25 protein-coding genes are annotated in these 25,874 nt (G+C 37.5%); all 25 read right to left on the reverse strand.

The features are described 5' to 3' along the window. Positions 1–45 precede the first annotated feature (45 nt). Positions 46–1,965, reverse strand: coding sequence for an ABC-F family ATP-binding cassette domain-containing protein (locus ACWTVK_RS03570; RefSeq protein WP_456045950.1), 1,920 nt, complete (start codon positions 1,963–1,965; stop codon positions 46–48). 28 nt (positions 1,966–1,993) lie between these two features. Beyond that, positions 1,994–3,295, reverse strand: coding sequence for a type II secretion system protein GspD (locus tag ACWTVK_RS03575; protein ID WP_456045951.1), 1,302 nt, complete (start codon positions 3,293–3,295; stop codon positions 1,994–1,996). Then, positions 3,277–4,071, reverse strand: a complete 795-nt coding sequence (locus ACWTVK_RS03580) for a hypothetical protein (RefSeq protein ID WP_456045952.1) — start codon at positions 4,069–4,071, stop codon at positions 3,277–3,279. Before ACWTVK_RS03580 ends, ACWTVK_RS03575 begins: the two co-directional genes overlap by 19 nt. A gap of 129 nt (positions 4,072–4,200) precedes the next feature. Next, entirely contained in the window at positions 4,201–5,190 is a 990-nt protein-coding gene (gene galE / locus ACWTVK_RS03585; protein WP_456045953.1) for a UDP-glucose 4-epimerase GalE, read from the reverse strand. A 9-nt stretch (positions 5,191–5,199) separates the two neighbouring features. Then, entirely contained in the window at positions 5,200–6,636 is a 1,437-nt protein-coding gene (locus tag ACWTVK_RS03590; RefSeq protein ID WP_105085410.1) for a glucose-6-phosphate isomerase, read from the reverse strand. An 84-nt stretch (positions 6,637–6,720) separates the two neighbouring features. Next, positions 6,721–6,999 (reverse strand): DUF1294 domain-containing protein, encoded by a 279-nt coding sequence (locus ACWTVK_RS03595; protein ID WP_456045954.1) that lies wholly within the window; start codon positions 6,997–6,999, stop codon positions 6,721–6,723. A gap of 20 nt (positions 7,000–7,019) precedes the next feature. Then, the gene (locus ACWTVK_RS03600; RefSeq protein ID WP_456045955.1) at positions 7,020–7,943 is read right to left on the reverse strand and encodes an NAD-dependent epimerase/dehydratase family protein; all 924 of its coding nucleotides are present in this window, start codon (positions 7,941–7,943) and stop codon (positions 7,020–7,022) included. Between the two features lie 22 nt (positions 7,944–7,965). Then, on the reverse strand, positions 7,966–8,691 hold the full coding sequence (locus tag ACWTVK_RS03605) for a ribonuclease H1 domain-containing protein (protein ID WP_456045956.1): 726 nt from the start codon (positions 8,689–8,691) through the stop codon (positions 7,966–7,968). 9 nt (positions 8,692–8,700) lie between these two features. Beyond that, positions 8,701–9,192, reverse strand: coding sequence for a Cys-tRNA(Pro) deacylase (ybaK, locus tag ACWTVK_RS03610; RefSeq protein WP_105094441.1), 492 nt, complete (start codon positions 9,190–9,192; stop codon positions 8,701–8,703). Positions 9,193–9,278: 86 nt separating this feature from the next. Continuing rightward, positions 9,279–10,277: a nucleoid-associated protein gene (locus ACWTVK_RS03615; protein WP_456045957.1), complete on the reverse strand. Its 999-nt coding sequence runs from the start codon at positions 10,275–10,277 to the stop codon at positions 9,279–9,281. A gap of 27 nt (positions 10,278–10,304) precedes the next feature. Beyond that, the gene (locus ACWTVK_RS03620) at positions 10,305–11,600 is read right to left on the reverse strand and encodes an AMP-binding protein (RefSeq protein WP_456045958.1); all 1,296 of its coding nucleotides are present in this window, start codon (positions 11,598–11,600) and stop codon (positions 10,305–10,307) included. A gap of 1 nt (position 11,601) precedes the next feature. Next, entirely contained in the window at positions 11,602–12,708 is a 1,107-nt protein-coding gene (locus tag ACWTVK_RS03625; protein ID WP_456045959.1) for a thiolase family protein, read from the reverse strand. Positions 12,709–12,774: 66 nt separating this feature from the next. Then, complete coding sequence (locus tag ACWTVK_RS03630) at positions 12,775–13,287, reverse strand: biotin transporter BioY (protein ID WP_456045960.1); 513 nt, start codon at positions 13,285–13,287, stop codon at positions 12,775–12,777. Between the two features lie 8 nt (positions 13,288–13,295). Next, the gene (locus tag ACWTVK_RS03635) at positions 13,296–13,862 is read right to left on the reverse strand and encodes a hypothetical protein (protein ID WP_456045961.1); all 567 of its coding nucleotides are present in this window, start codon (positions 13,860–13,862) and stop codon (positions 13,296–13,298) included. Between the two features lie 189 nt (positions 13,863–14,051). After that, positions 14,052–14,915, reverse strand: a complete 864-nt coding sequence (gene galU / locus ACWTVK_RS03640; RefSeq protein ID WP_005387062.1) for a UTP--glucose-1-phosphate uridylyltransferase GalU — start codon at positions 14,913–14,915, stop codon at positions 14,052–14,054. A 13-nt stretch (positions 14,916–14,928) separates the two neighbouring features. Then, positions 14,929–16,482 (reverse strand): LptA/OstA family protein, encoded by a 1,554-nt coding sequence (locus ACWTVK_RS03645; RefSeq protein WP_456045962.1) that lies wholly within the window; start codon positions 16,480–16,482, stop codon positions 14,929–14,931. Between the two features lie 37 nt (positions 16,483–16,519). Continuing rightward, a complete protein-coding gene (locus ACWTVK_RS03650; RefSeq protein ID WP_456045963.1) occupies positions 16,520–17,638 on the reverse strand; it encodes a hypothetical protein in 1,119 nt (372 codons plus the stop codon). A gap of 108 nt (positions 17,639–17,746) precedes the next feature. Continuing rightward, on the reverse strand, positions 17,747–18,193 hold the full coding sequence (locus ACWTVK_RS03655; RefSeq protein ID WP_005387067.1) for a hypothetical protein: 447 nt from the start codon (positions 18,191–18,193) through the stop codon (positions 17,747–17,749). 258 nt (positions 18,194–18,451) lie between these two features. Next, positions 18,452–19,459: a hydrogenase expression/formation protein HypE gene (hypE, locus tag ACWTVK_RS03660; protein ID WP_456045964.1), complete on the reverse strand. Its 1,008-nt coding sequence runs from the start codon at positions 19,457–19,459 to the stop codon at positions 18,452–18,454. Between the two features lies 1 nt (position 19,460). Next, entirely contained in the window at positions 19,461–20,579 is a 1,119-nt protein-coding gene (hypD, locus tag ACWTVK_RS03665; RefSeq protein ID WP_060924795.1) for a hydrogenase formation protein HypD, read from the reverse strand. Beyond that, positions 20,539–20,790 (reverse strand): HypC/HybG/HupF family hydrogenase formation chaperone, encoded by a 252-nt coding sequence (locus tag ACWTVK_RS03670; protein ID WP_060924796.1) that lies wholly within the window; start codon positions 20,788–20,790, stop codon positions 20,539–20,541. Before ACWTVK_RS03670 ends, hypD begins: the two co-directional genes overlap by 41 nt. A 143-nt stretch (positions 20,791–20,933) precedes the next feature. Then, positions 20,934–23,213, reverse strand: a complete 2,280-nt coding sequence (hypF, locus tag ACWTVK_RS03675; RefSeq protein ID WP_456045965.1) for a carbamoyltransferase HypF — start codon at positions 23,211–23,213, stop codon at positions 20,934–20,936. A 35-nt stretch (positions 23,214–23,248) separates the two neighbouring features. After that, the gene (scfB, locus tag ACWTVK_RS03680) at positions 23,249–24,658 is read right to left on the reverse strand and encodes a thioether cross-link-forming SCIFF peptide maturase (protein ID WP_295867512.1); all 1,410 of its coding nucleotides are present in this window, start codon (positions 24,656–24,658) and stop codon (positions 23,249–23,251) included. Positions 24,659–24,824: 166 nt separating this feature from the next. Next, positions 24,825–24,968 (reverse strand): six-cysteine ranthipeptide SCIFF, encoded by a 144-nt coding sequence (gene scfA / locus ACWTVK_RS03685; RefSeq protein ID WP_004693318.1) that lies wholly within the window; start codon positions 24,966–24,968, stop codon positions 24,825–24,827. Positions 24,969–25,035: 67 nt separating this feature from the next. After that, complete coding sequence (locus tag ACWTVK_RS03690; RefSeq protein WP_456045966.1) at positions 25,036–25,827, reverse strand: ECF transporter S component; 792 nt, start codon at positions 25,825–25,827, stop codon at positions 25,036–25,038. Between the last annotated feature and the right edge of the window lie 47 nt (positions 25,828–25,874).

Below are 25,874 nucleotides of genomic sequence, written 5' to 3' on the forward strand. Positions count from 1 at the left end.
CTTTGTCAATTAAAATAACTCTATAATAATATATACTATTATAAGTTATTCAGATAATCGTTCCCATTTTTCATACAATGCATCTAACTCACTTTGTGTTGATTCAATTTGTATGGAAATTTTGGACATTTCATCTAAATCTTGCTGTACTACAGGATTAGCTAATTGAACTTCATACATTTTCATAGTTGCTTCTAATCGAGCAATCTCAGATTCCACCTCAGCTAATTGCTTTTCTATCATATAGGCGTTCGGTTTCTTCTGTGATGCCTCTGTAGATTCTTCTACTGAAAGTATAGGTTCATTAATAGAAGTATGTTTATTATCACTAACACTGTTTTCTAAGTTTTGCTCGTTAGCAATGGCTAACAAATCTTCCTGTTCTTTTAACTTTTCCTTGTAATACGAGTAATTACCGAGATATTCAGTAATTTTTCCATCATCTAGAACAATGGTTTTTGTAGAAACTTGATCCAAAAAATATCTGTCATGAGAAATAATAAAGCAAGTACCTTCAAATTGTTGTAATGCTTCTTCCACAATTTCACGCGTTGGAATATCTAAATGGTTTGTCGGTTCGTCTAAGATAAGGAAATTATCTCCTTGAAGAAATAATTTTAACAATGCTAACCGAGCTCTCTCACCACCGGATAAGTCTCCTACTAGCTTAAATACATCATCCCCTTTAAATAGGAATGAGCCTAATACATTGCGGGCTTTTTCTTCAGTATAGTTAAAATGGTTCATAACCTCTTCTACTACCTGCCAAGAATCATGTAATTCCTCATGCTCTTGTGAGAAGTATCCCACTTGTACGCGGTTACCGATATCTACGTGACCATTCTCAGGGAATAATTCACCTACTATAGTTTTTACCAGAGTCGATTTACCAGCCCCGTTAGGTCCAATAAGGGCTACTGATTCGCCTCGTCGTACTACGAGTGATATATCATCAATGATAGGATTTTCACCATATCCTACCGATAAATGATCTAGAACAAGAACCTTATCGGCACTCATTGCAGCAGGAGGAAATGAAAATTGTAAATGATGTGAAGTTACCGGTGCATCAAGTCGTTCTAAACGATTCAATTGAGACTGACGACCACGAGCCATTTTAGATTTAATACCTGCGCGGTATTTATCTATATAAGCCTCTGTCTTTTTGATGTACTCCTGTTGTTTCTCATAGGCCATCATATCCGCTTTCAACCGTTCATCTCGCTGTTGAATATAACGACTATAATTACCACGATACGTTGTAGCCTTATGGTTATCCAATTCTACAACGCCAGTAACAATACGGTCTAAAAAATAACGGTCATGGCTGACAATGAGAATCCCGCCATGATAGGCAGACAAATACCCTTCAAGCCACTCGAGCATATCCATATCTAAATGATTTGTCGGTTCGTCCAAGAACAGAAAATCTGGACGACGAACTAAGGCTTTTGCTAAGTTAATACGTGTCTTTTGACCGCCAGAAAAAGCACTCGCTGGTTTGTCTAGGTCTTCATCAGTAAAACCTAAACCATAAATGATGCGCTTTGTCTTTTGCTCGTAATCATAGCCGCCTAACCATTCAAGACGATTTTGTAAATAATCTAATCGTTGTAAATCAGATTCACTCGCCACTTCTGTTTCTAAGCGTGTGGTAAGTTCTTTAAGTTGTTCTTCCAATGCATGTACATCAGCCCATGCCTTTTCAATCTCAGTAGCTAAACTATCATCACCAAGATTTACATCTTGTTGTAAGTAGCCAATGCTTGCAACAGGCGACTTAACTACATTACCCTCATCAAGCTCCTCATAGCCTAATATACATTTTAATAAGGTCGATTTCCCAGCCCCATTAGGACCTACTAAGGCTAAGCGATCACCTTCTTTTATCTCAAAGGACACATTGGAAAATACTTGGCGCACCCCAAATGATTTCCCAAGGCCTATCATTCGAATGCGTTCCATTCACAACCTCCTAATCATTTACCCTTTATTATACCACAGTTGCCCGTACTAACATCAACATTTCTATAGAGTCTTTTGATTTTCTGCTATGACGAAATAATTTGCCTAATAACGGAATATCTCCTAATATGGGTACCTTTTGTATTTGATGCTGGTCTCGATTATCCATGAGTCCACCTATGACAAGTACTTCTCCTTGTTGTAAACGTACTCTTGTATGAGCCTGCCTTGTACTAATTTTATAAGCTTTCATTTCCGATACCATAATTGGAGTACTTACCTCGGCATGTATTTTTGCATCTACACCGCCATCAGCAGTAATAATAGGAGTATAGTTTAATTTAATCCCCACCTCTTCATAGCGAGTAGAGCGCTTGCGCTCTCCATTCACCTCTGACTCTTCTATAACGGGGATACGTTCACCTATTAATATATGTGCCGTCTCACCATTAAGGGCCATAATAGATGGTTTTGCTATTAGAACAGCTTTTCCAGAACTTTCCATAAGACTTAGTTCTGGTTTCACAAAAAACTTATAAGCTTCTCCACTAGGTGTTTTACCAAAGGTAACGGCTCCATACAAATTAGTCTTATCATCCCCATGGCCAGTCAAACTGAGCCAAGACCAGCGAAAACCTTGTTCTTTTGCATAGGATTGCTCCATAGCAATAATGGTAGCTTCTAATTGCACTTGTTTAGGCTCTTTATCGATCGCACGGACTAAGGTTTCTACCCGTCTTTTTTCACCGCTCGTTAAATGCATAACCACCTCATTTTGTTCTGAAAGTACGGCCATTTTATCATTCTTTACTACAGTGCCCATTACAGCTTTCAAAGATTCTGCTGGTAAGTGTTCTGGGGATAGTACATAGAGTTCTCTATTCTCCAGTGCCGACTCATCAGATTCAATAAGTAATGTATTATGTTGCTTTGATACAGAAAAATGATATATCCGCCCTAGCTCTTTAATAACCTCTTCTGGAGACTCCCCTTTTACGGTTGCCGTAATATTTCCCTTTAAGGACTCTACACCGATAACTGATATACCATAACTTCGACAAATGCCTAATACAGTCTCTCTTAATGATCCGTTTCGTACAGATATTGTAATTGGTTCTTTATCTTTATTAATCTCAACGCTATTGGTTACACTATTGCTTACACTATTATTTTCATTATTGCTTACACTATTTGTTACATTATTTCTTGAATTATTTGATGACACTTCTTCTTTAGTATTTCCTAATACAACTAATGGTCCTACTAATAATAAATATATCAGTATAGCTATTAGTGTAACTATTTTTATGATTACTCGATTTTTAGCCATCGTGATGAACCTCCTTCAACGATTTCTACACTATTTTCAGTAATAGCAGATACTGATATCCCTTGCCAACTACTTCCAATCGTAACCATTTGTTCCTCTAAGCCTCTTCGTAAAATTGCAACCTTTTGATTGCCTTCAATAATTCCCACAAGTTCAAGCGGTTGTTCTGGGAGCATATTGCCATTCAAACCTTTACTCTTTCTATCCGTTTTTATAGTTTTATTCTTATTCCCCATTTGTCGCTGCGTAGTTCTTTTATTACGTATTTCTTTACTATTACTAAGGGATATTCCATCATTGCTAATGATATCAAACTCGTTAGCTAAATCGTTATCCACATCTTTAGTTTCATTATTTTGACTTAATACATCGGTACTAGAAATATCTTTAAAGACCTCTCGCCAAGGATGAGACCGTTCTACACCGCTCACATCATATAGTAAGTGTCCTTTAACAATAAAGTCGTCTTTCTCATCATGTACAGCCTTAATATCTACTCCTTCTTTACTAGATTTTCCATTATGATTTCTATTTTTATTAGATTTCCTTTGCGATTGCTCTTTTGTATCTACCATTCTTTGATTATCAGCACTATCCTCTAATTGAGCTGAATTAATATTGATATGTTCCTCTTCATGGGGATAAATAATACCTGCTACTATCATTGCTAAAGCAAGTAGAAAGAAAACAAAAATTGCAATCCTATAGTGTCGTACAAGAAAATATTGTCTACCAACCCACCCTTTAATCTGTTCTATATAGTTTTGTAAGTTCATAATTCACCTCCTTCAAACTATTTCTAGGAGACCCTTTTAAAACCCTACAAAAAAATGACTCTACCAGTCACCTAGGTGACTAATAGAGTCATTCATTATATTGACAAATCAAAAGAATTTGTTCTTATTTTATTTACTGTTAAAACCATCTGGATGAGATGTGTGCCATTTCCAAGCATCTTTAATAACATCAGATACATTACTAAATATAGGATCCCAACCAAGTAAGTTTTTAATCTTTTCAGAAGAAGCAATCAAAGTACCTGGGTCACCAGCACGACGTTCACCATATTGAACAGGAATATCGATACCTGTAACCGCTTTTGCAGTTTCGATGATTTCTTTTACGGAGAAGCCATTACCACTACCAAGATTAAATACTTGGGATTCGCCACCTTTACGCAAATAGTCCATAGCTAATACGTGAGCAGCTGCTAAATCATTAACATGAATATAGTCCCGCACACATGTACCATCAGCTGTATCATAGTCAGTACCAAATACAGTTATATGTTCTCTTTTACCACGAGCGGCATCGAGCACAAGGGGAATCAAATGAGTTTCTGGATGATGGTCTTCACCAATCGTACCAGATGGATCGGCACCTGCCGCATTGAAGTAACGCAATGCCACGTATGTAGAACCATAAATAGAACTATAATCAGATAGCATTTCTTCAATCATCAATTTAGTGCGACCATATACATTTGTAGGATGCAATTGAGCATCTTCACGAATTGGCACTACCTCTGGTTCGCCATATACAGCAGCCGTACTAGAAAACACAAAATGTTTTACACCCGCAGTACGAGCAGATTCAATAAGGTGATAGGAGCCAACCACATTATTTTCATAATAAATAGCTGGATTTACCATTGATTCTCCAACTTGAGAATGGGCAGCGAAATGCATAACCCCAATGATATGATGCTCTTTCATAATATCTACTAACTTAGGATCTGCAATATCCATATTGTAGAATGTAACCCCTTCAGGAATAGATTCCACATGTCCGCGAGATAAATTATCTACAATGATTGGTGTATAACCTGCTTGTTGTAAGGCACGTACAGTATGACTCCCAATATAACCAGCACCACCTGTTACTAAAATATTCATAGTTCCCCCTTATGAATTATGTGTATCCTTTGCACGAGCTAATTTAGGCCCGATGAGACGTTTATAGACCTCAACACCTGGTTGGTCAAAGGCATCAACACCAGCAAAAATAGACTCAAAATAAACCGCCCAACAATGCATAAACATAATTTCCCCTAAATGGAATGCATTAAGCGTTGGTACAGTTATAGTCATGTTGAAGCGATTATCACTGGATAAGGCCTCTCTATTGGCATCTAAGGCAATATTTAAAATATCACAAATACCTACATTTCCAAGTGCTTGTAATCTTTCATATTGACTATGTGTATTAGGCACTACGAGATTATGTTTCCAATCCTTAACCTTAATAAATTGAACCACCTTATTAAGACGGCCCTCTTGATGCTCTTGTACTTGAGCATGCATATCCATAGTCCCTACTGCAGCAACCGGTGTACGACCATATGGTAAGCAAGTATTACTCATCTTCCCTAAAGATTCTGATAATAGTTGTACATACCAATCAGATAAGGAGTGAAGAGCTTCACCATAAGGCATAAACACCTCAATAATACGACCGTACCGTTCAGACGCAATATATTTTAGTAAAGCACTTAATAAAGCAGGATTTTTAAAAATATCCTCTTCTTGACAGGCCGCATCCATTGAAGCTGCACCTGCCAAGAAACCTTCAATATCAAATCCTACGAGAGCAGCTGTAACAAAACCTACTTCAGTAAATACAGAGAAACGACCACCTACACCATAAGGAATACTATAGGTCTTCCAATGATTCTCTATTGCCATAGAGCGTAAAACTGTAGGATGTTCATCATCAGACATATCGGTAACAGCTACCACTTCATAATTTATATTACGATCTTGTAAAGCTTTTTCCAAAATCATAAAGTTAGCCATTGGCTCGATGGTAGAACCTGACTTAGATGTAATAACGAGCATCACCTTATAGTCTGATCCTTTTGTCTGTGCTTGGTACTCTAAAGTGCGAATAAGACCAGCTAAATAGTCACCATCTACATTAAAGCCTGCAAAATACATCCGTGGATATCCGTTTCGTTCTTCCGTACTGAGATTATTCCAAAACGCCCCACATTGGACATCAAAAATAACCTTACTACCCAAGTAAGAGCCACCAATACCTACAGATACAACTGTGTCAATATTATGGCGAGCATAGTCCCGCAGTTCATAAAGTCGTTTCAACATTGCAGGTGTATTGATACCATCTTCTGAAATATAAGGAAGTTGGTAAAACAATACCGGTTCAGGCAAGCCATCCTTAGAAACATGTCCTTCTTCAAAGCCTGTAGAACGCAAAATATTTGTATGACGCCAAACATTTTGTATAGCACGCTCAAAGTTATTTACGTCTCGTTCTTGTATGCAACTTTCATTATATATGTTAGCGTAATCTAACTCGAACCCCGATTGTAACCGCAACATCAAATATCTCCTTTACTGACATTTTATGTACAATATTCTACTCATTATACCATAAAACAATGAATAAAATATTAGTTTATACAATCATTTCACCCACAAACCATAGCCAAAACCCACTGCATAAACAGACCACAACAATGCGATAGGGATAGCCAGCTTAAATTTAACCTTTAATGTCTTATGGCGCCAAATAACCATGCCTAATAAAGCACCTACACCACCAAAGGCAAATGCTAAAAATAATAAAGTAAACTCTGAAATTCGTCCATATCCCTTGATGGCACATAATTTATCATATCCATACATACTAAATACGATAAGATTCCAGACACCTACCGTTACCCAAAATTGTGTATCACTCATATCCCCAAACCTTGTATCCCTTACTTATGATGAGCTTTAAAATACTCTAATGTTTTTTGTAAGCCTTCATCTAATGTTGTGGACGCTACAAATCCAAAATCGCGTTCCGCCCTGACATTGCTTAAACGAGAATGCTTGATATCCCCTACCCGCTCAGCCTCATAGTGCACCATAAAGTCTGCACCACTAATAGCACGGAATCGCGTAATCAACTCATTAACAGATGTTCCCTTATTAGTAGATACATTATAAATACCTGTACATTGACTATTCCTCATAGCCTTAATATTAGCATCTACCACATCATCTACATAAATGAAGTCTCTAGTTTGTTCCCCATCACCGTATACGGTTAAAGGCTGACCTTCAACAATTAAACGGTTAAAGACACTGATAACGCCACCTTCACCACCATCACCTTGACGTGGTCCATATACATTGGCATATCTAAAGCATACTGTATTTAATCCAAAGGCTTCACGATAAATACGTAAATAACCTTCTGCAGTAAGCTTTGTTAGTCCGTAAAAGGAAGAAGGCATCCCACTTAATTCCTCAGTTAATGGCAATACTGCTAAATCCCCATAAACAGCAGCGGACGAAGGCATTAAGAATTGTTCAACTTTCACCTGACGACATGCATCTAAAACATTAATAAGACCCAATAGATTCACATCACAGTCATAACTAGGATTCTCCATAGAGGATTGAACCATAGTTTGCGCTGCCTCATGGAATACAATAGAGGGCTTAAACTCTTCAAAAATAGATACTAACTTTGGATCTCGTACATCCATCTCAATAAATTGAGCTGCTTCATGTACAAAAGAACGCATACCAGTAGATAAATTATCTATAACAAGCACATTGTGCCCTAATTCAATTAATCGATCAACGAGATGAGAGCCAATAAATCCAGCTCCACCTGTAACACATATATTCATAGTACCCTCCCTTCTTATATTTCTAAATACCTGCACCTTGTTTAGCTAGTGCATCGGCCATTTCATTATATGTATCGCCCGTATGAGCAGCTACCTTGTGAAAGTGTACGCGCACACGGTCTTTTATGGAGTCATAAAATGCTGCGTACTGTTGAGTAAGCGCATTATTTCGTTTCCAACCCTTCGTAGCCCACATTTCAATGCCCATATAGTCGTAATAAAGTGAACATTCAGAAACGCCGCGATCAACAGCATATTTCATAACATACATAGCAGCTAATAGCTCACCAGCTACATTCCAAAATGATGTATATCGTTCATCCGTAGATGGAAATGAAAAGGTCTCCCTATTCCCATTCAAGAAGATAACACCACCAGCTCCAACAGTATTTGTCCCTTTATTATAACTACCGTCAATATAAGCAACCACATGGTTTGACTCAGTAAAATCTGGTTTCACAACACTTGTTGATACTTTACTTTGAGTCTTAGAACTAGAACGTACTGATCTAGAACTTATCGATTTAGACTTCACGTCTTGAGATAATTTAGGTTCGCTCTTATTAGCACTCATAAAGTCGCTTAAGGATAAGCCTGAGTCCTCCACAAAAGCAAGAGCTTCTGCTTCCGTAGGGAAAGACTTGTAGATAGCCCCACCAAAGCCTTTTACCTGTTTCTCACAGTCAGCCCATGTGGTATATACACCTGGTACACGACCCTGACGAACTGCATAATACTTCTTTGCCATACGTACCTCTTAATGATCCATTGTAAGTGCTATAAATTCAGCATTTACAACAGATGCCAAATCTTTTGGATTTACCTTCATTTGCATCCCTCGGAGACCAGCACTTACATATACAAAATCTTGAGGCTCCATAGTAGCATCAAAATATGTGGGAAATAATTTTTTCATTCCCACTGGAGAACATCCTCCTCGCAGATAGCCCGTAATACCTAGCAGGTCCTTGACATGAACAAGCTCTACAGACTTATTATGACTGACACGAGCAGCTTGTTTCATATCTAATTCAGCTGCAACAGGAATGCAAAATACTACATATCCTGTTTTGTCACCCTTACCAACTAATGTTTTAAAAACTTGTTTTTCATCAAGCCCTAATGCGTCCACTACATGAAGACCAGCTGCCCGCTCTTCAGACCACTCATATTCACTAATACTATAAGGAACCTTATGGGTGTCTAAAATACGTAATGCATTTGTTTTTTTATGTTTCTCTTTACTCACTATATTCCACCTTATATATTAGCGTAACAAATAAATCTTATCAATATATAATGAATTTCTATATATCGATAGAAATAGCCTTATTCTTATTTATTTACAATTTTATTAATATTTTTCAATTCAATGCGTAAAGTTCCATCATCATTAGTTTTAATTTCAATGAATTCACGATTTTTCATATACTCTACAGGAAATGAAATTTCGATTCCCGTGTCAGTTTTAATTTTGTGATGCTCACCGACCTTCGTAGCAAACTCACGGTTTACAGGTAATGGACGCATCATATCTGCATCAGCTAATTCCTTTTTAGCCGCCTCTTGTTGAATGGGATTCGCCTTAAATACCTCTTCCACAATACGAACAGGATCTACTATATCAGATACTTCAGCATTTTTAGCAATCATAGACTTTGCCATCGTCAATTCAACGACGCCATCCGACTCGTGTGCTTGAGCTACTTTGTCTACAATGGCTTTTACCTTTTTCACCGTATCTCGAGAGGATTGATTAGTACCTAATTGTAACACCTTATCGGCTAAGATATAGGATACTTCACCATCAAATTCACCTTTCGGTTCAAAAATACGAACACTAAAATCAAGTAGATTAACAGATGCAAAAGCACGTAATTTCTGTGATGGCATCGGCAATACAGCCTTATGAGAAACAAGTTCTGTGGCTAAGCTGCCATCATCTTCACTAAATAGTTGATGTGTAAAAGCATCATGAGCTTGGCACAAAAGAATACAGATATAAGATGTATCTGTAATAGCTTCACAGATAATCGTATCAATAACAACAGAATCCGTTGCTTGCTTCATATAGGTAAACAAGCTTTCACCTAAGTTCTTAGATAAATCTATAAACTTGAGATTTCCATTTTTATAATCAACTAATTGTTTACCAAATGGACTTGCATCATGCAAGGTACCTGTTCTAGCAGCTGGATCTTTGAACGCCTTAGCTACATGATTGGCAATATAATCTTGTATAGCTTGATCTCCAACCTTTAATTCATGTTCAGAGTATACGGCTAAAGAGGACGTAAAGTCGAAAATCTCTAGTGCCGCCTTGTTAATCTGCATGACGCCTCCTTATAATAGCAAAAACGATTACCCTTTATTATACCACTCTTTTAGTTTTCGTTTATCAACTTTTGAGCATTCTGTAAGAGGTAACATAGGAATTTCTAGAACTGCTTTTGGCCATTCAACTGAAGGTCTTTCGTGATGAATACGTTCAATAATTTTACTTAATTCAGCATTATCCTCTAATACCACATAAGCAATAAAATCTTCCCCTCGTATATCATCATTAATCGTAATAACAGCCACTTCAGAAACGCCCTGTAAGGATTGTAAATACAATTCCATTTCGGGAATAGAAATTTTATATCCCCCTTTATTGATTACATCACCTTGTCGTCCGTTAAACATAAGGTATCCATCTCTATCAATATAGCCACAATCATTTACAGTATAAGTATCCGGAATCCCTTCAATATGATATTTTGTCGTTACATAAATAACATCATCAGCCTCTATGATTTTAACAGATGGAAATGGTCTTCCCACAGTCCCTTCTCTATCTAACCACTCTTTACCTGTACAATATGTTATATAGTTAAGCTCAGTAGCACCATAATAAAGAATGAACTCCATGTTCGGACATATTCGTTCTAACTGTTCCATCAACTGTCGATCCAGTACTTGAGATCCTCCGATGATATAGTTAATAGAGTCTAGTTTACTTTTGCAATGACGTACTAATAATCGTAATTTTGTTGGTAATGCATATATATGGTCCACATGATATTCTTCAATAAGCTGTATCCATCGATTTGGGCGCAACGAACTCGTTGTAATAACTGTTCCTCCAGACCATAGTACAGCGATAACCATATTACTAACACCAGTGAAACTGAAGCTTCCATGTAAGAATATTTTTGTATCTTTGTTTATATGAAAAATATCGTTTTGGATATCAAAGAACTCTCTCCACGAGCTCTCACTACGCCACAAAGGTTTTGGACGCCCAGTAGTTCCAGAGGTAAGTACACCAAAGTCAGCTAATGGTGCCACCCCTTTATATGCTATAATACGAGCCAATTCCTCTACATACTCTGTATCCATCTCGTTATGGCATACCATAGGAATATAACCTGCATACAATACACCCAACCACTGTACAAGTTGTTCCACAAATGATTGACTCTGAATTAAAGCAACTATATGTTTCAGTGATTCTTTAGTTTGAGCAACATTTACTATACGACTAGTATCATTAATATCTATGGATAAAATAGCATCATACAAATCACCATATGTATACTTTTTATCATCTACAATTAGAGCAATCTTGTGAGGATCTAATTCTTTATATTGTCGTAAACGTTCAATAATTGTCATTTTACATTCGTTCCATAATTAAAGCAGTTCCTGTGCCGCCTGCGCCGGCAATAGCACACAAACCGTATCGACCATTACAGGATTCTAAAGCAGCCATGCAATGAAGAGCTAAAATAGCCCCAGAGCAACCATAAGGATGTCCATAGGCTAATGCACCACCAAGCATATTATATTTCTCCATATGATCAGGGTAGGACTTCTCAAAGAGCGCATCAATGATGGCGAAGGCTTCATTCCATTCCACCACGTCCATATCATCCATGGTTAAATCTGTCCGTTTTAAAATAGCTTTAGTACTTTCAAGAGCACCTTCTGGACTAAACTGAGGATTTCCAGCCCAAGGCATGATACTATGAATTCTAAACGGCCCTTTTTCATTAGATATGTATACAAAAGCAGCACCATCATGAGTTAAACAAGCATTGCCAGCATTTGTAATAGAGTCCTTACCTAATAATGGTTTCATCCTAGATAAAAGTTTTTCATTCATCTTTGGCCTAATACATTCGTCTACACACTCTTTTCCATCTATAGAAAAAGGCATTATATAAGATTGTAAATATGAATTGTCTAAAGCTTTAGTAGCTCTCTGATGACTTCCAATAATATATGGATATAACTCCTCCTTAGTTATATTGTGCTTATGGATAGTTCTTTCTGCCCCTTCTAACATAGCTAAAGGAGACCGATCTTGAGGAGTAAATTGAGCTACCTTATATAAACCGTCTCGATCATCTTCAGTTGCATAGATTCGATCTGGTTGTAATGAAGAGCTTTCAATGCCACCAGCAATAGCAGAATTCATCACGCCTGACGCAATATGTGTATAGGCCATCTCAATACTCATCAATGCTGATGCGCATTGCATATCAATTGTTACAGCAGGCGTCGATACCGATAAATTAGACATTAAACCCATTAATCGTCCAATATTTCCACCTGTACCAACTGCATTACCACAAAAAATACCATCTACAAAGTTAATTTCATGTCCTTTAATTAACTCATTAATCAATTGTGCACCCAATATCTCAGGTCTTGTATTTTTATATTGGCCGTTTAACACGCCTATAGGGCTTCTAAGCCCACCATGAATATATACTGACATATAAGCTCCTATAACAAAATGCACAAAAGAGGCACCCCAAGGAATGCCTCTTTTCATTATTACATGCTAAATTTTAATTTTAGTTGCTAGCCAGGATGCAACGAGACATTTTACGATATCCCCAGGAATAAATGGGAACATAACTATAGGCAACGCCGCCCAAAGTTCTGTTTTGGTAACAATCATAAAGCCTGCCACACCAAATAGGTATACTACAGGAATTGTAATTACAAGAGAGCGCCATGCATAAGAGAAAAAGCTCTTTTTAGGCCCTTTAAATACACTTAGTAAAGTATATGCTATTGGCCAAGAGAAGATAAATCCCCCTGTAGGTCCCAATAATTTACCAAGACCAGCTGTACCCCCAACGAATACAGGTAGACCAACGGCTCCTAGCAGAACATACACGACAAATACTATAAAAGCATCCTTTGGTTGCAATAATAAGCCTGTTAATGTCGCCACCAAAGTCAATGCGGTTACCATTGCCGGACTAAATGGCAATGGAAATGAAATATATGCTGAAATACATAATAAGGCTGTCAATAAAGCCATTTTTGTTAAACGTCTTGCTTCCATAATTACCTCTAACTAATACATCTTTGTTTTAAAGATGTTGAATCTTCATTTTCACCAAAAAAAGTAGCGGAAAATGCCAATGTATCTCCTACATAACCTTCTACATGAGCATCCTCAGGTACTTCCACTAAAGTCACCATATCCCCTGCAATGACAGGGGCATGAAAATAAATTGCCATCTGCTGTGCAGATTTACTAATATTCCAATAATCCCACAATGTTTCAAGAATCATGCACCCAGGTACGACATAAGGGTCCTCTCGATGAATTGGATTCGTGTCATTAATATCATTTACGAATTGTACTATATCTTTCTTGGAAAACGATATAGCTCCACTAATTTCATCATGATGTACGGTAGTGCGAATGCTAAATTGTTTCGGCACCGGTCGTAAATCAACCATTAAAAAACCTGATTTATCTAGAATACCAATTGTAGTAGTTTTAGCGATTTGATATAAAATACCACAGATAGATTGATCACTTCCTGAAGCATCATAATGCATATGCTTAATAACACTATGTCCTGGTAGATCTAAGTCATTATTACATAATGCTTTAAATAATGTTCTCATATAATCACAGTCCTTTATTTATTCAATAAATTGATTATAATCAACATCTTTTCATTCGTCAACAAAAGTCATTATCCATTTGTTAACAAATATAAAATAATATATCTATATGAGCTAAATGTACTACTAAAAGAAAAGAACCCATGATATATCATAGGTTCTTTCATAAGGTTAAATCTTATAGATTTGTTATTTAAGATCTAGCTCTTTTAAGTATGCCTTGAAGTTTTCACCTAATTCTTCATTGCGCAATGCATACTCAACAGTAGCTTTCAAGTAACCTAGTTTATCACCTGTATCGTAACGAATGCCTTCATAGGCCAATGCATACGTGTCAGTTTTAGATGCTGCTAACGCATCAGTCAATTGAACCTCATTACCTACGCCTGGTTTTGTATTTTCCAAAATATTGAAAATATCTGGAGTTAAAATATAACGACCTAATACAGCAAGTCTAGATGGAGCATCTTCTTTTTTTGGTTTTTCAACCAAGTTATGAACGCGATATAAATTATCCGCTAATGCTTCGCCAGATACGATACCATAAGAGCTGACTTTATCTTCCGGTACAAATTGAGCCCCTAGAATAATACCAGGATGTTCGTCATAACACTCAATTAACTGTTTTAAGCATGGATTTTCAGGATTATATACAATATCATCACCAAGCAATACAGCAAATGGTTCATCACCAATAAAGGCTTTGGCACATAATACAGCATCACCAAGACCACGTGGTGCCTTTTGGCGGATAAAGTGAACCTTAATATCTGCTAAATCCTTAATCATAGCCAACTGTTTATTTTTACCTTGGCTTTGTAATAGTAATTCTAATTCAACACTACTATCGAAATGGTCTTCAATAGCGCGTTTATTACGACCTGTAATGATTAGGATTTCCTCAATACCAGAATCTAGTGCTTCTTTCACAATATATTGGATAGCTGGTGTATCTACAATAGGAAGCATTTCCTTTGGTTGTGCTTTAGTAGCTGGTAAGAACCGTGTACCAAAGCCAGCTGCTGGAATAACGGCCTTTCTAATACGTTGCATAGTTATCTCCTAATTAAAAGTCTTTGCCAACAAATTTGATCTTCCATTGATCATTATTGCTTCTATGTGCATCCTTATAAGTTAAGTATAGATCAAAGGAGTGTAAATCACGATGCCATGTATAATATACAGAGTCTATTTGACCACTCATCATATTTGTTTTCACACTAATAGAAACATCATCCAAGCGAGTTAATTTATAAGAACCACCATAAATGAGCTCCTTAGGAAGCTCTGTCGTATCGAATCGATATGGAGAGTTATTATAAGAAATATTACGTTGATTATAACTAACCCATACATTAGCACGATTTCCCACTTTAGATTGGAAACGAGCGCCCCAATAAGGCATGCTACGAATCGTACCATTATAACCATAATAATCTCGTTGATAACCACCTAAGAAACGTAAATCTGCATTTTCCCAAAGCTTAATTGGATCATGAGATACTTCTGTATAATACTCTTTATGAGAACCTTTTACAGACCCCTCTTTCCAATAGCCCGCGTTTACACCACCACGTACAGTAACAGGAGATTTACCAACATGATATGTATGAGTATCTAAACGAGCTTCACCAATCTTTTCTACCCATACAGTTTCATCGTTATACTCATTAGATTCTTTACTGTAACCTATGGATGCAGTAGCCCAAGGCAAATAATGTCTATAGCCTAATTTTGGTTTAAATCCAGACTTTGAATACCAACGGTAATCAATATAGGCTTCGCCATGCTTACCGATTGGATACTCTGTACTACCATGCAAACCAATGCCATCATCACTACTATATGTAGGTTTTGGAACCAAGGAGAAAATACTAAATTTACCCTCTTTATCATGACGAAGGGATGCTGTATAAGAAGGCAAAGATAAAACCTTGAAGTTTTTAATATAGAAGGATGGTTTTTTGATAACTACTTTATCGCCAGGATATACCTTGATATCTTTACCTTCTACACGATAGTCAGGTGTATGTTTAAAAGCCATCGCATGTTTTGTGGTAACCATGCCTTTTTCCATATGACCAGTTTCACCATCAAATGTAGCATTTTGCCCTTTTACATAGTAAGGGTCATTCCAACCAAAAGCTTGATCCGCTGTAAAATGATGATCACTAGTACGATATGTCATATTTTGACCTGTAATATCCTTAGTTTTACCGCCATTTTCTAAAAAGCGATATCCACCAACAGTACGATATTCTGTAGTTTTCGTGTTACCTTCTATACGCGGAGACATCAAGGTTTGATTACCTTGAGTCACTACTACATCACCTTGTGCATATACATCACCAGTGGACCCTATATAGGACATTTTATCTGCATCAATACGAGTCGGCAACTGTTCTGTAGGTTGATCAGACTTTGCCTTTTCACCACGACGTACAACACGGATATTACTATTGTCAGGTGTAGATGCTTTAGAGATTTCTCCAAGATAGGATTGATCAACGCTATCCAATTGATCTTGATATACCGTGGTTGACTCTGTAGCAGCCCATACTGGTTGTGCTAAACAGAAAACACATGCCGCTGCCAGCCATTGTACTTTACGTTTCCTCATGGTTACTAGAACTCCTCTTGCTTTAAGAATTTGTTAATTATTGATTACGCTTTACAACTACGATAGGTTGAGAAACATTTTCTACTTGCTCTTCTTGTTCTTCTACTGCTGCTGGTTCCTCTGTTGTTGTTTCATTTTCATCAACAGCCGCTTCATTAGTATCTACAGTTTCTTCAGATTCATCTGCTGCATTCGGTACAGTTACAGCTTCAGCCAATTCATCATCACTATGAGCTAAACCGTCACCACCAATTACAAGACCTTGAATTGTTACAGAATCTTGAGGTTGTACATAAATTGTTGCACCAGCAGGGTACTCAATATTTTTACCCTTAACAAAAGCGCCACCTACTAAACCTACTGGTCCAAGTAAAACAGCACCAGCTACGGATGCACCTGCAGCTTTAACTTCATTACGAGTCTTGTCTTTCGCTTCTTTACCTTGTACAGCAGTGAATTCTGTACCATCGATAGCAGGAATAGTATCGAATGTAATATCTAAGGCACCATTACGACCAAAGGAACGCGCCTTTTTCAAAGACTTAATCGTACCAGAACCTACTGTACCTGCAGGAACTAATAACACATTGCCATCCATAACATTTTCAGCTACTGTGAAAGCAACAGTGTCGCCTTCATGGCTAGTTTTTGAAGAAACAGCATCATTTAATGTAACTTTGAAAACTTGATTGCCTGCTAATGTACCCACTTGATTTGTGAGCGTTACATTGCTACCATATACTTTTGTTTTTAAAGAAATGATACGTTTTTGTAAAGAGCCGCTACCAATACGACCATTAACGCTACGTTCCATCTTTTCTACACGATCAACAAGAGAACCTGCATTAATGCTATTTTGATATGTATATTCAAGTGCGTCCATTTCTTCGCGCAAAGAAATATTTGTACCGCTACCTTCTACGGAGTTATAAAGGGAATCGACACGTTTGCTCAATGTAGCAGAATTACCATTGAAACCAGTACCATACACGGTTTCATCAAGTTGATTAATGCGGTCCACTACAGCACCATCTTGTACAGCGCCATATACAGTAGTTTCTAAAACATTTGTTTTTTCAGTAACTGTACCAGGAGCAGCAAACGCAGTGCCTGAAATCAAGGATGCCATTAAAAGTGTAAGTACTTGCTTCTTCATAAATTCCTCCACAACGTATCTAATGTATAACTGTTATACAACAGAATAAGCACGGGCCTAAGACCGTGCTTATTCCCTGAGTCTACTATTTTATATGCTCAGTGGCCATTAAATTTTCAAATCGATAATCGCAGATACACCTACGCCTTGAACACGAGATGCACCAACTGGGTTTGTGCTATCAACTGGTACTAAACCTTTTACACGAACCATACCGTTAAAGCTACCTTCAACTTGAGCAACCGCTTTAACTTGTTCAATGCTAGATGCTGGTCCAGTTACTTGAGCAGCACCAATATAACCTTTTGTACCAATACTGATAATAGGTACAACTTTAGTTGTATACTCTGTGCTTAAGTTATTTTGTTTCAATAATTTATTTAAGAAAGAGTCAATTTGAGGACCGAATTTATTGATAACAATACCGATACCACCAATTTTAGCTGCACCACCAAGAATACTGCTAAGGCCGCCAGCTTGAGTAGTCAAGATGCCACCGAATGCAGTTGTAGTTAAACAAATCCCTAGAACAGCTGTAATAATCTTCTTTTTCATAATAAGCCTCCTATAGATACTTATATTTTAACAAATTCTATACATAGATTCTAGTGAAAGTATAAGAACTTACACATAAAGATACTAGTATTGTATAAAAGTCCGATGAACAATCAATGAATTTTATACAACTTAATTTAATGCTACTATCCTAAGAGATTATTGTCAATATCTACTATTCTTCACAATCTATAAGTACAAAAATTCTTTTTATACATATAAAATCAGCTAAATGTAAAATAATCTTAGTCTATATAATCAACAGATACGAGGGACTTGATCTTCACCTAACAAATCAATTAAACGGACACCACCAATTGCGGTTTGCAATCCAACCTTGCCAATATTTTTATCTAATGTTTTACCGATTAATACAGCTTCTTTGCCTTCTTCAAAGCCATGAAGAATAGATAAAACTTCATCGGTAACCGATGGGTCTACCACAAGCACTACCTTACCTTCATTGGCTAAATATAATGGATCATACCCTAAAATATCACAAACAGATTGCACTTCAGCATGAACCGGTATAGCTGCTTCGTCTACCTTAATACCAACTTGACTTTGATCTGCAATTTCTTTTAAAACAGTCCCCAAGCCACCTCGTGTAGGATCTCGCAATAGAGCCACTTGAGGCCCCACTTTATCAAGTACGGCATGAACCATATTGTTTAAAGGGGCACAGTCAGTTTTTAAAGAATCAGATAGGTCTAGTCCAAACCGTTGTCCCATAACAGCAATAGAATGATCCCCTATAGCACCAGATAAGATAACATCCATTCCCGGCTTTACGCGATGTGGACCAATATCTATCCCTGTTGGAATCATACCAATCCCCGCAGTATTTATGTAAATTTTGTCTACCTCACCCTTTTTAACAACTTTAGTGTCTCCTGTAACAATTTGTACATTTGCAGTTTTTGCCATATCTGACATGGTATGAAGGATTTCATCTAACTCATTAAAGGCAAGGCCTTCTTCTAAAATGAGCCCACAACTCAAGTATTGTGGAATAGCACCATTCATAGCTAAATCATTCACTGTACCACATACAGCTAATTTACCAATATTTCCGCCAGGGAAAAACGCTGGTTGTACTACATAGGAATCTGTAGAGAACGCCATACGTCCTGCTGTAACGGGAAATTGAGCACCATCGTGTAAAGGAGCTAATAAATCATTTGTAAAATATTTTAAAATAAAACGCTCGGTCAACTCATGACTAAATCGACCACCGTTTCCATGGACTAAGCGAACTCGCTCCATATTAATCCTCCCACGTCGATCCACCACTGGAATAACCATATTTATACCATGCAGCACAACTACCTTCTACAGATACCATGCAGGCACCAACTGGATGGTCAGCAGTACAACTTTTACCAAACAATGGACATTCACTCGGTTTAATAAGACCTTGCAATACACGGCCACATTGACAACCCTTTGGATCAAGAGAAGGTCGTTCAAGATGGATAGGTAATGCACGTTCTACATCATAGGCTGCATATTCGTCCTTTAATCTTAAACCAGAATTTGGAATGACACCTATACCACGCCACGCATCATCACATACATCATATACCTCTTTGATCATCGCTTGCGCTACAGGATTACCCTTCTGCATAACTACAGAATGATATGTATTTCCTACTATAAAATTACTAGTTTTTCGTTGCTCTAAAATATTTGCTATAGCAGATAAAATTTCAAGTCCGTCAAAACCAGCAATACATGATGGTATGTGATATTCTTCAGGTAAGAATTGATATGGTTCTTCTCCGATAATAACACTCACATGACCCGGCAAAATAAAACCATCAATATGACCTTCTTGTTTATCTAATAAAGCTCGCAATGCAGGAGGCACTAATTTATGAGATACAAGGAAGAAAACGTTCTTCAAGCCTGCTGCATGAACTGCTTTTACAGTTGCACAAATAACGGCAATAGTCGTTTCAAAACCTATGGCTAAAAATACGATTTTCTTTTCCGGATATTTCTTACTAAGTTCTACTACCTCTAAAGGCGTATAAATAACATGGATATGCGCGCCCTTTGTTTGAGCTTCACTAAGACTACTATAACTACCTGGCACCTTTAACATATCCCCAAAGGTTGCAATAATAACATCATCACGTTCAGCATAAGCCAAAGCCTTATCCATATACGTTTGATCCGTTACACATACAGGACATCCTGGTCCACTAACAAGTTCAATGCCACTTGGCAATAACTGACGAAGACCTTCACGGAAAATCGATACAGTATGTGTACCACAAACCTCCATAAGTCTCACGGTTTCCCCTGGCTTATGAAGAGCATTGATACGTTTTAACAATGCATCAGCACTGTTCTGCTTTTCCTGCAAAGTAAGCTTCTTCAAGTTCTTCTAGCTCCTTAAAGGCCTCTAATGTTTTTTGTGCCTCTTCTTCATCAACAATTTGTACAGCAAAACCTGCATGGACTAACAACCAGTCCCCTACCTTTGCTTCTGGTACGAGGAGTAAGCTGCAGTCACGGGTAGCACCTGTTAATTCTACAGTGCCAATAACATCATTCACAGCTATTAACTGTGCTGGTACAGCTAAGCACATATTATCTCCTTATATATTACTTTAATAACAAATTCTATAAGTTTACTTTTATGTAAGTAAACTCATTATATATAAATATATCTAATATCATTGTATCACAATTATAGTATTTATTAAGTGATACTAGCTACATGAGTATATAACTATTTCTGATTACCAATCCATAATTGGCCGAGTGCTAAGCCCCCATCATTGGAAGGAACAGCCTCATTCATATATAAATTGCCTACATGCCAAGCGCGATATATTAACTCTACTAATTTGCGATTTTGAAATACACCGCCTGATATGGCCGCATCACTAATATTATATCGCTCCATTAAATCGGCTGAAGTTTCACATAATGCAATGGCAACTGTTTTATGGAATGATACTGCAAGATGAGCTCTAGATTCACCTTTAACAACACCATCCATAATAGATTGAACAGTTGGAGTAAAATCAAGAATTCGTCCGTCATAGTTATAATCAAGCAATGTACCTTTTTCATCACCACATAAAGATTCTAATGCAATAGCAATTTGCGCATCATAAGTATGAATCATTCCTAATCCTAAAAGAGAACCTACTGCATCAAATAAACGCCCACAGCTCGTTGCTTGAATCATAGGCATTGTAGATTGTAATGCTTTGTCTAATATTTCCCAACCTTTAGGTAGCCTATTCATCCAATCTTGGTAAACAGGTGGAATATCATTACCATAATAATTTCTGATATACCATAAGGCTTGACGCCATGGCTCAGAAACCGCTTTTTCTCCACCTGGTAGCGGCGCTTCATGGATATGAGCTAATCGTTGATATTCGTTGCCTTTACAAAGAAGGAATTCACCGCCCCATACGCTTCCATCTGGACCATATCCTGTACCATCCATGGCAATACCTAGTACAGGGCCTTCAAGATTGTGTTCTGCCATAACTGATGCAATATGAGCATGATGATGTTGGACAGGTATAACAGAAATCTGAGAACTTTTACCAATACGTTCCCCTAAGTGAGAAGAGAAAAATTGAGGATGACTATCTACAATGATTTTCTCTGGTTGTATAGAAAATAATTTCTCATATCGATCAATAGTCCACTCCAAAGTTGCATGAGTGGATGCATTCTGTAGATCACCAATATGTGGTCCTACAAGAACTTCAGAACCTTTATTCATAGCAAAAGCATTTTTTAAATCACTACCCATGGCTAATATCGGAGTTTGCCCTGAAATTTCACAATGAATAGGTTCTGGCACATAGCCACGACTACGACGAATAAATCGAGGTTTCTTATGAATAACAGTTACAACAGAATCATCGAGAGGTGCATAAATTTTCCGATTGTGGACCAAAAAATAATCAGCCACTGACCCTAACTCTTCAAATGCTTGATTATCATCATATAAAACGGGATCACCGCTACGATTGCCGCTCGTCATGACCCACGCCGCATCTGATGGTAATAGTACCTCATGCATCGGTGTATATGGTAACATTACGCCAAGCATATGATTATCTGGCGCTACATGGGTACTCAAATGCACTAAACTATGGTGATTTCTTTCTAATAATACGATAGGACGTTCCATTCCAGTCAAAATATCTAGTTCTACATCATTAAGATGGACTAGCTCGATTGCCGTATCTAGAGACCCTACCATAATTGCTAGTGGTTTATGTGGTCTGTTTTTACGCTTACGTAAGCGTTGGACCGCTACATCATTTCGAGCATCACAAACTAAATGATAGCCGCCAATCCCCTTTATAGCGATAATACTACCTTCGTTAATTAATTCACGGGTTGTATTCCATACATTTACTGTATCTACAACCATACGATTAGGTTTATATAGAGTATAATGCGGCCCACAAAGAGAACACGCATTAGGTTCAGCACGATAACGGCGCCCCTCTATATCCTCATATTCAGCCTTACAAGCTTCACACATAGGAAACTCATCCATCGTCGTTCGCTCACGATCATAAGGTAGAGATTTAATAATCGTATACCGAGGGCCACAATTTGTGCAATTAATAAAAGGATATTCTTTCCTACGCTTGTCCCGTTCTAGTTCTTTAAGACAGTCATCACATGGCGCTGTATCAGCACTAATAAACGTACTAACCTCTTCACCTAATGGAGAGGGCTTCACAGAGAACTCAGCTTCATTGTTTTGTATAGTAAGATGTTCTACCCGTTGACTTGTAATGCGGCACAATCGAGGTTGGTCATCTTGAATCGCATCTAAAAACAACTGCAAATCACTAGTACAACCTTGTATCTCGACGTAAACACCTTGGCTATCATTATATACAAAACCTGTTAAACCTAGGGAATGTGCCCACATAGAAACAAGGGGCCGGAATCCGACCCCTTGAACTATACCGGTATAACGAATTCCCCAGCGTTCTATAGTTTGATTACTATTTTGTTTCATATAAACTCCTACTATAGACGGAGAATTAATGGCTATTAACCTAATGCTACAGGAATACTGCCATCAATGCCAGCTTGTTCTAACTCGGCTTGAATCATAATAGCGCATTCAATACGTTTCTTTTGTAAGCGGCAGCCAAATTCATAAGGTGTTTCTAAATCGCCACCTAATGTAATATTATTAGCATGACAGCCACCGGAACAGAAGAATTTCGCCCAACATTCAGCACAAGTTGGTTTAGAGAATACATGTGTATTACGGAAATCTTTAGGAATTTCTGTATTTTGTAATCCATCATACACATTGCCAAGCACATATCCATCTTTACCTACGAATTGATGACATGGGTAAATATCGCCATTAGGTACGACTGCCATATATTCATGACCTGCCCCACAACCACGAAGGCGTTTAGCCATACATGGACCGCGATACAAATCCATACGGAAGTGGAAGAAGTTAAACTTCTCGCCCCAACCTTCTAATTGACGTTGTAAATAAATATCTGCTAATTTTTCATATTCTTTTTCCAATACAGGCCAATCCTCTTCTCGAAGAACATAATCCCCCTCTTCACCTACTACAGGCTCCATGGATAAATGTTCGAAGCCAAGATCAGACATAGCCATAACATCTTTTGTAAAGTCCAAGTTTTTATGTGTATACGTACCACGTACGTAGTATTCAAGGCCATGGCGTTGTTTTACTGCATTAATAAGGTTTTTAGCAATATATTTATAAGATTCAGCACCACTACCAGCTACAGGACGCATCGCATTATGTACAGATTCACGACCATCCAAGGATAATACAAGGCTCATCTTATGTTCGTTTACATAGTCGATTTTATCTTGTGTTAACAGCATGCCGTTTGTAGTCAATGTAAGCTTGAAAATCTTATTGTGCTTTTCTTGAATGGATTCAATATATTCAACTGTTTGTTTAACAACATCCCAATTCAATAAAGGTTCTCCACCAAAGAAGTCTATTTCACAATGTTGACGAGGGCCGCTCATTTTAATGAGGAAGTCCACTGCACGCTTCGCCACATCAAAACTCATTAATTCACGTTTTACACCGCCGTAATCACCTTGGCTGGCAAAACAGTATTTACATGCTAAATTACAATCATGAGCAATATTTAAGCATAATGCCTTAACAATAGGTTTTTCACCTACTACAAGTTTAAACTCTGTACTCATGGGAGCAAACAATTGCTCTGCTTTAATGAGCTCATCTAACTCATCCATAATCTCATCAAGTTCTACGGCATCTTCCTTAGCATCTAATGCAGCATGTACTGCATCGCGATTAGTGCCATCGTATATGTCAAGAACTCTATCAATGAGTTCGTCGATAACGTGAATAATACCACTATTAACATCTAAGCAGTAATAGTTATCCTTCATCCGAAACTTATGGATCATTGGTTTTAATTCTAACATGGTACCTCCAATTAATATGTATGGTAAAAGTTCTACTATATAGAACTTTCTAGATAATTGTACCACATTTCCACGCTAAACGTTATGAAAAGAGTCATAAAGATATACCATATAAAGTATGTATTATACACATAAATAAAAAAGGCCCGCTAAGCGAGCCTCTTTATTATTTTTGTTTGCAAACTTGGTTACCAACTGTGCAGCTTGTTTTGCAAGCAGATTGGCAAGATGTTTGACATTCCCCACAACCGCCAGTTTTAGCAGTTTTTTGCAAGGATTCAGTGTTGATAGTACGAATACGTTTAGCCATGGTTATCCTCCTCAATACTTATCGAATGATATTTATTTTATCATATTTATGAAAAGCCTGTAAAATACTATTTAGTTATGTTTTCTTCTACAGATTTTATTTTATTAACTTCTGTAGTTTTGTTTGCATCCGCTCCTACTGTTGTTGCAGCGCTTGTAACAGCATCAGTTTTTTCTTTCTTAGGAGTATCCTTACGCAATACCTTACGTAATGCCAATGCAACTGGAGTAACAATAACAGCTGCAAAAACAGCTTCTGGAATACCGTGCGTAACAGATAAGAATACAATAGAGCCTAATACTTGATCTGGGCTTAGGTTCATTTTAATAGCAAACATATCTGCGTAAAGCAAGAAGATAAGTCCCATAACCATAATTGTATGGAATACAGTACCCATAAATGCAGATACAAGAATGCGTGGACCTTGAGGTGCTTTCCACAATAATAAGTATACTAAATATGCTAATACAGGGAAAAGTATACGTGGTAACACAGAAATGATTGGATTAATGAATAGTGGGGATAAAATATTAGGTGCTGTAATATTTTGCCACAAGCTATAGCAACCAAAGATAAAGCCTACAAAGGCACCTACCTTAGGGCCCTCTACAATAGCACCAATAAGTGTCGGTACATGTAGAGTTGTCACATTAAGAGGCCCCAATGGAATAATCCCATATCCAGATACACCTAATGCGATTGTGATCCCCGCCAACAAACCAATAATGGTAAGCTCACGAATAGTAATACCACTCTTTTTCTCTTTTTTAGCCTTTTTACGTTCAACGGAGTTAGTCGTTTCATTGCCTGGGATTGATACAGTTGAGTTATCATCCACTAGACGTTCATTGTTGTTCATAGATCCTCCTTCGTTCTCATTCCTTACGGATATAAGTCGAAACTAGA

This window comes from Veillonella sp. Ser01, from assembly GCF_053850375.1.

Excerpts from the sequence above, each read along its gene's own strand:
- ACWTVK_RS03570 (WP_456045950.1), bottom strand. The coding sequence starts at position 1,965 with ATGGAACGCATTCGAATGATAGGCCTTGGGAAATCATTTGGGGTGCGC.
- ACWTVK_RS03575 (WP_456045951.1), bottom strand. The coding sequence starts at position 3,295 with ATGGCTAAAAATCGAGTAATCATAAAAATAGTTACACTAATAGCTATA.
- ACWTVK_RS03580 (WP_456045952.1), bottom strand. The coding sequence starts at position 4,071 with ATGAACTTACAAAACTATATAGAACAGATTAAAGGGTGGGTTGGTAGA.
- galE (WP_456045953.1), bottom strand. The coding sequence starts at position 5,190 with ATGAATATTTTAGTAACAGGTGGTGCTGGTTATATTGGGAGTCATACT.
- ACWTVK_RS03590 (WP_105085410.1), bottom strand. The coding sequence starts at position 6,636 with ATGTTGCGGTTACAATCGGGGTTCGAGTTAGATTACGCTAACATATAT.
- ACWTVK_RS03595 (WP_456045954.1), bottom strand. The coding sequence starts at position 6,999 with ATGAGTGATACACAATTTTGGGTAACGGTAGGTGTCTGGAATCTTATC.
- ACWTVK_RS03600 (WP_456045955.1), bottom strand. The coding sequence starts at position 7,943 with ATGAATATATGTGTTACAGGTGGAGCTGGATTTATTGGCTCTCATCTC.
- ACWTVK_RS03605 (WP_456045956.1), bottom strand. The coding sequence starts at position 8,691 with ATGGCAAAGAAGTATTATGCAGTTCGTCAGGGTCGTGTACCAGGTGTA.
- ACWTVK_RS03615 (WP_456045957.1), bottom strand. The coding sequence starts at position 10,277 with ATGCAGATTAACAAGGCGGCACTAGAGATTTTCGACTTTACGTCCTCT.
- ACWTVK_RS03620 (WP_456045958.1), bottom strand. The coding sequence starts at position 11,600 with ATGACAATTATTGAACGTTTACGACAATATAAAGAATTAGATCCTCAC.
- ACWTVK_RS03625 (WP_456045959.1), bottom strand. The coding sequence starts at position 12,708 with ATGTCAGTATATATTCATGGTGGGCTTAGAAGCCCTATAGGCGTGTTA.
- ACWTVK_RS03630 (WP_456045960.1), bottom strand. The coding sequence starts at position 13,287 with ATGGAAGCAAGACGTTTAACAAAAATGGCTTTATTGACAGCCTTATTA.
- ACWTVK_RS03635 (WP_456045961.1), bottom strand. The coding sequence starts at position 13,862 with ATGAGAACATTATTTAAAGCATTATGTAATAATGACTTAGATCTACCA.
- galU (WP_005387062.1), bottom strand. The coding sequence starts at position 14,915 with ATGCAACGTATTAGAAAGGCCGTTATTCCAGCAGCTGGCTTTGGTACA.
- ACWTVK_RS03645 (WP_456045962.1), bottom strand. The coding sequence starts at position 16,482 with ATGAGGAAACGTAAAGTACAATGGCTGGCAGCGGCATGTGTTTTCTGT.
- ACWTVK_RS03650 (WP_456045963.1), bottom strand. The coding sequence starts at position 17,638 with ATGAAGAAGCAAGTACTTACACTTTTAATGGCATCCTTGATTTCAGGC.
- ACWTVK_RS03655 (WP_005387067.1), bottom strand. The coding sequence starts at position 18,193 with ATGAAAAAGAAGATTATTACAGCTGTTCTAGGGATTTGTTTAACTACA.
- hypE (WP_456045964.1), bottom strand. The coding sequence starts at position 19,459 with ATGGAGCGAGTTCGCTTAGTCCATGGAAACGGTGGTCGATTTAGTCAT.
- ACWTVK_RS03670 (WP_060924796.1), bottom strand. The coding sequence starts at position 20,790 with ATGTGCTTAGCTGTACCAGCACAGTTAATAGCTGTGAATGATGTTATT.
- hypF (WP_456045965.1), bottom strand. The coding sequence starts at position 23,213 with ATGAAACAAAATAGTAATCAAACTATAGAACGCTGGGGAATTCGTTAT.
- scfB (WP_295867512.1), bottom strand. The coding sequence starts at position 24,658 with ATGTTAGAATTAAAACCAATGATCCATAAGTTTCGGATGAAGGATAAC.
- scfA (WP_004693318.1), bottom strand. The coding sequence starts at position 24,968 with ATGGCTAAACGTATTCGTACTATCAACACTGAATCCTTGCAAAAAACT.
- ACWTVK_RS03690 (WP_456045966.1), bottom strand. The coding sequence starts at position 25,827 with ATGAACAACAATGAACGTCTAGTGGATGATAACTCAACTGTATCAATC.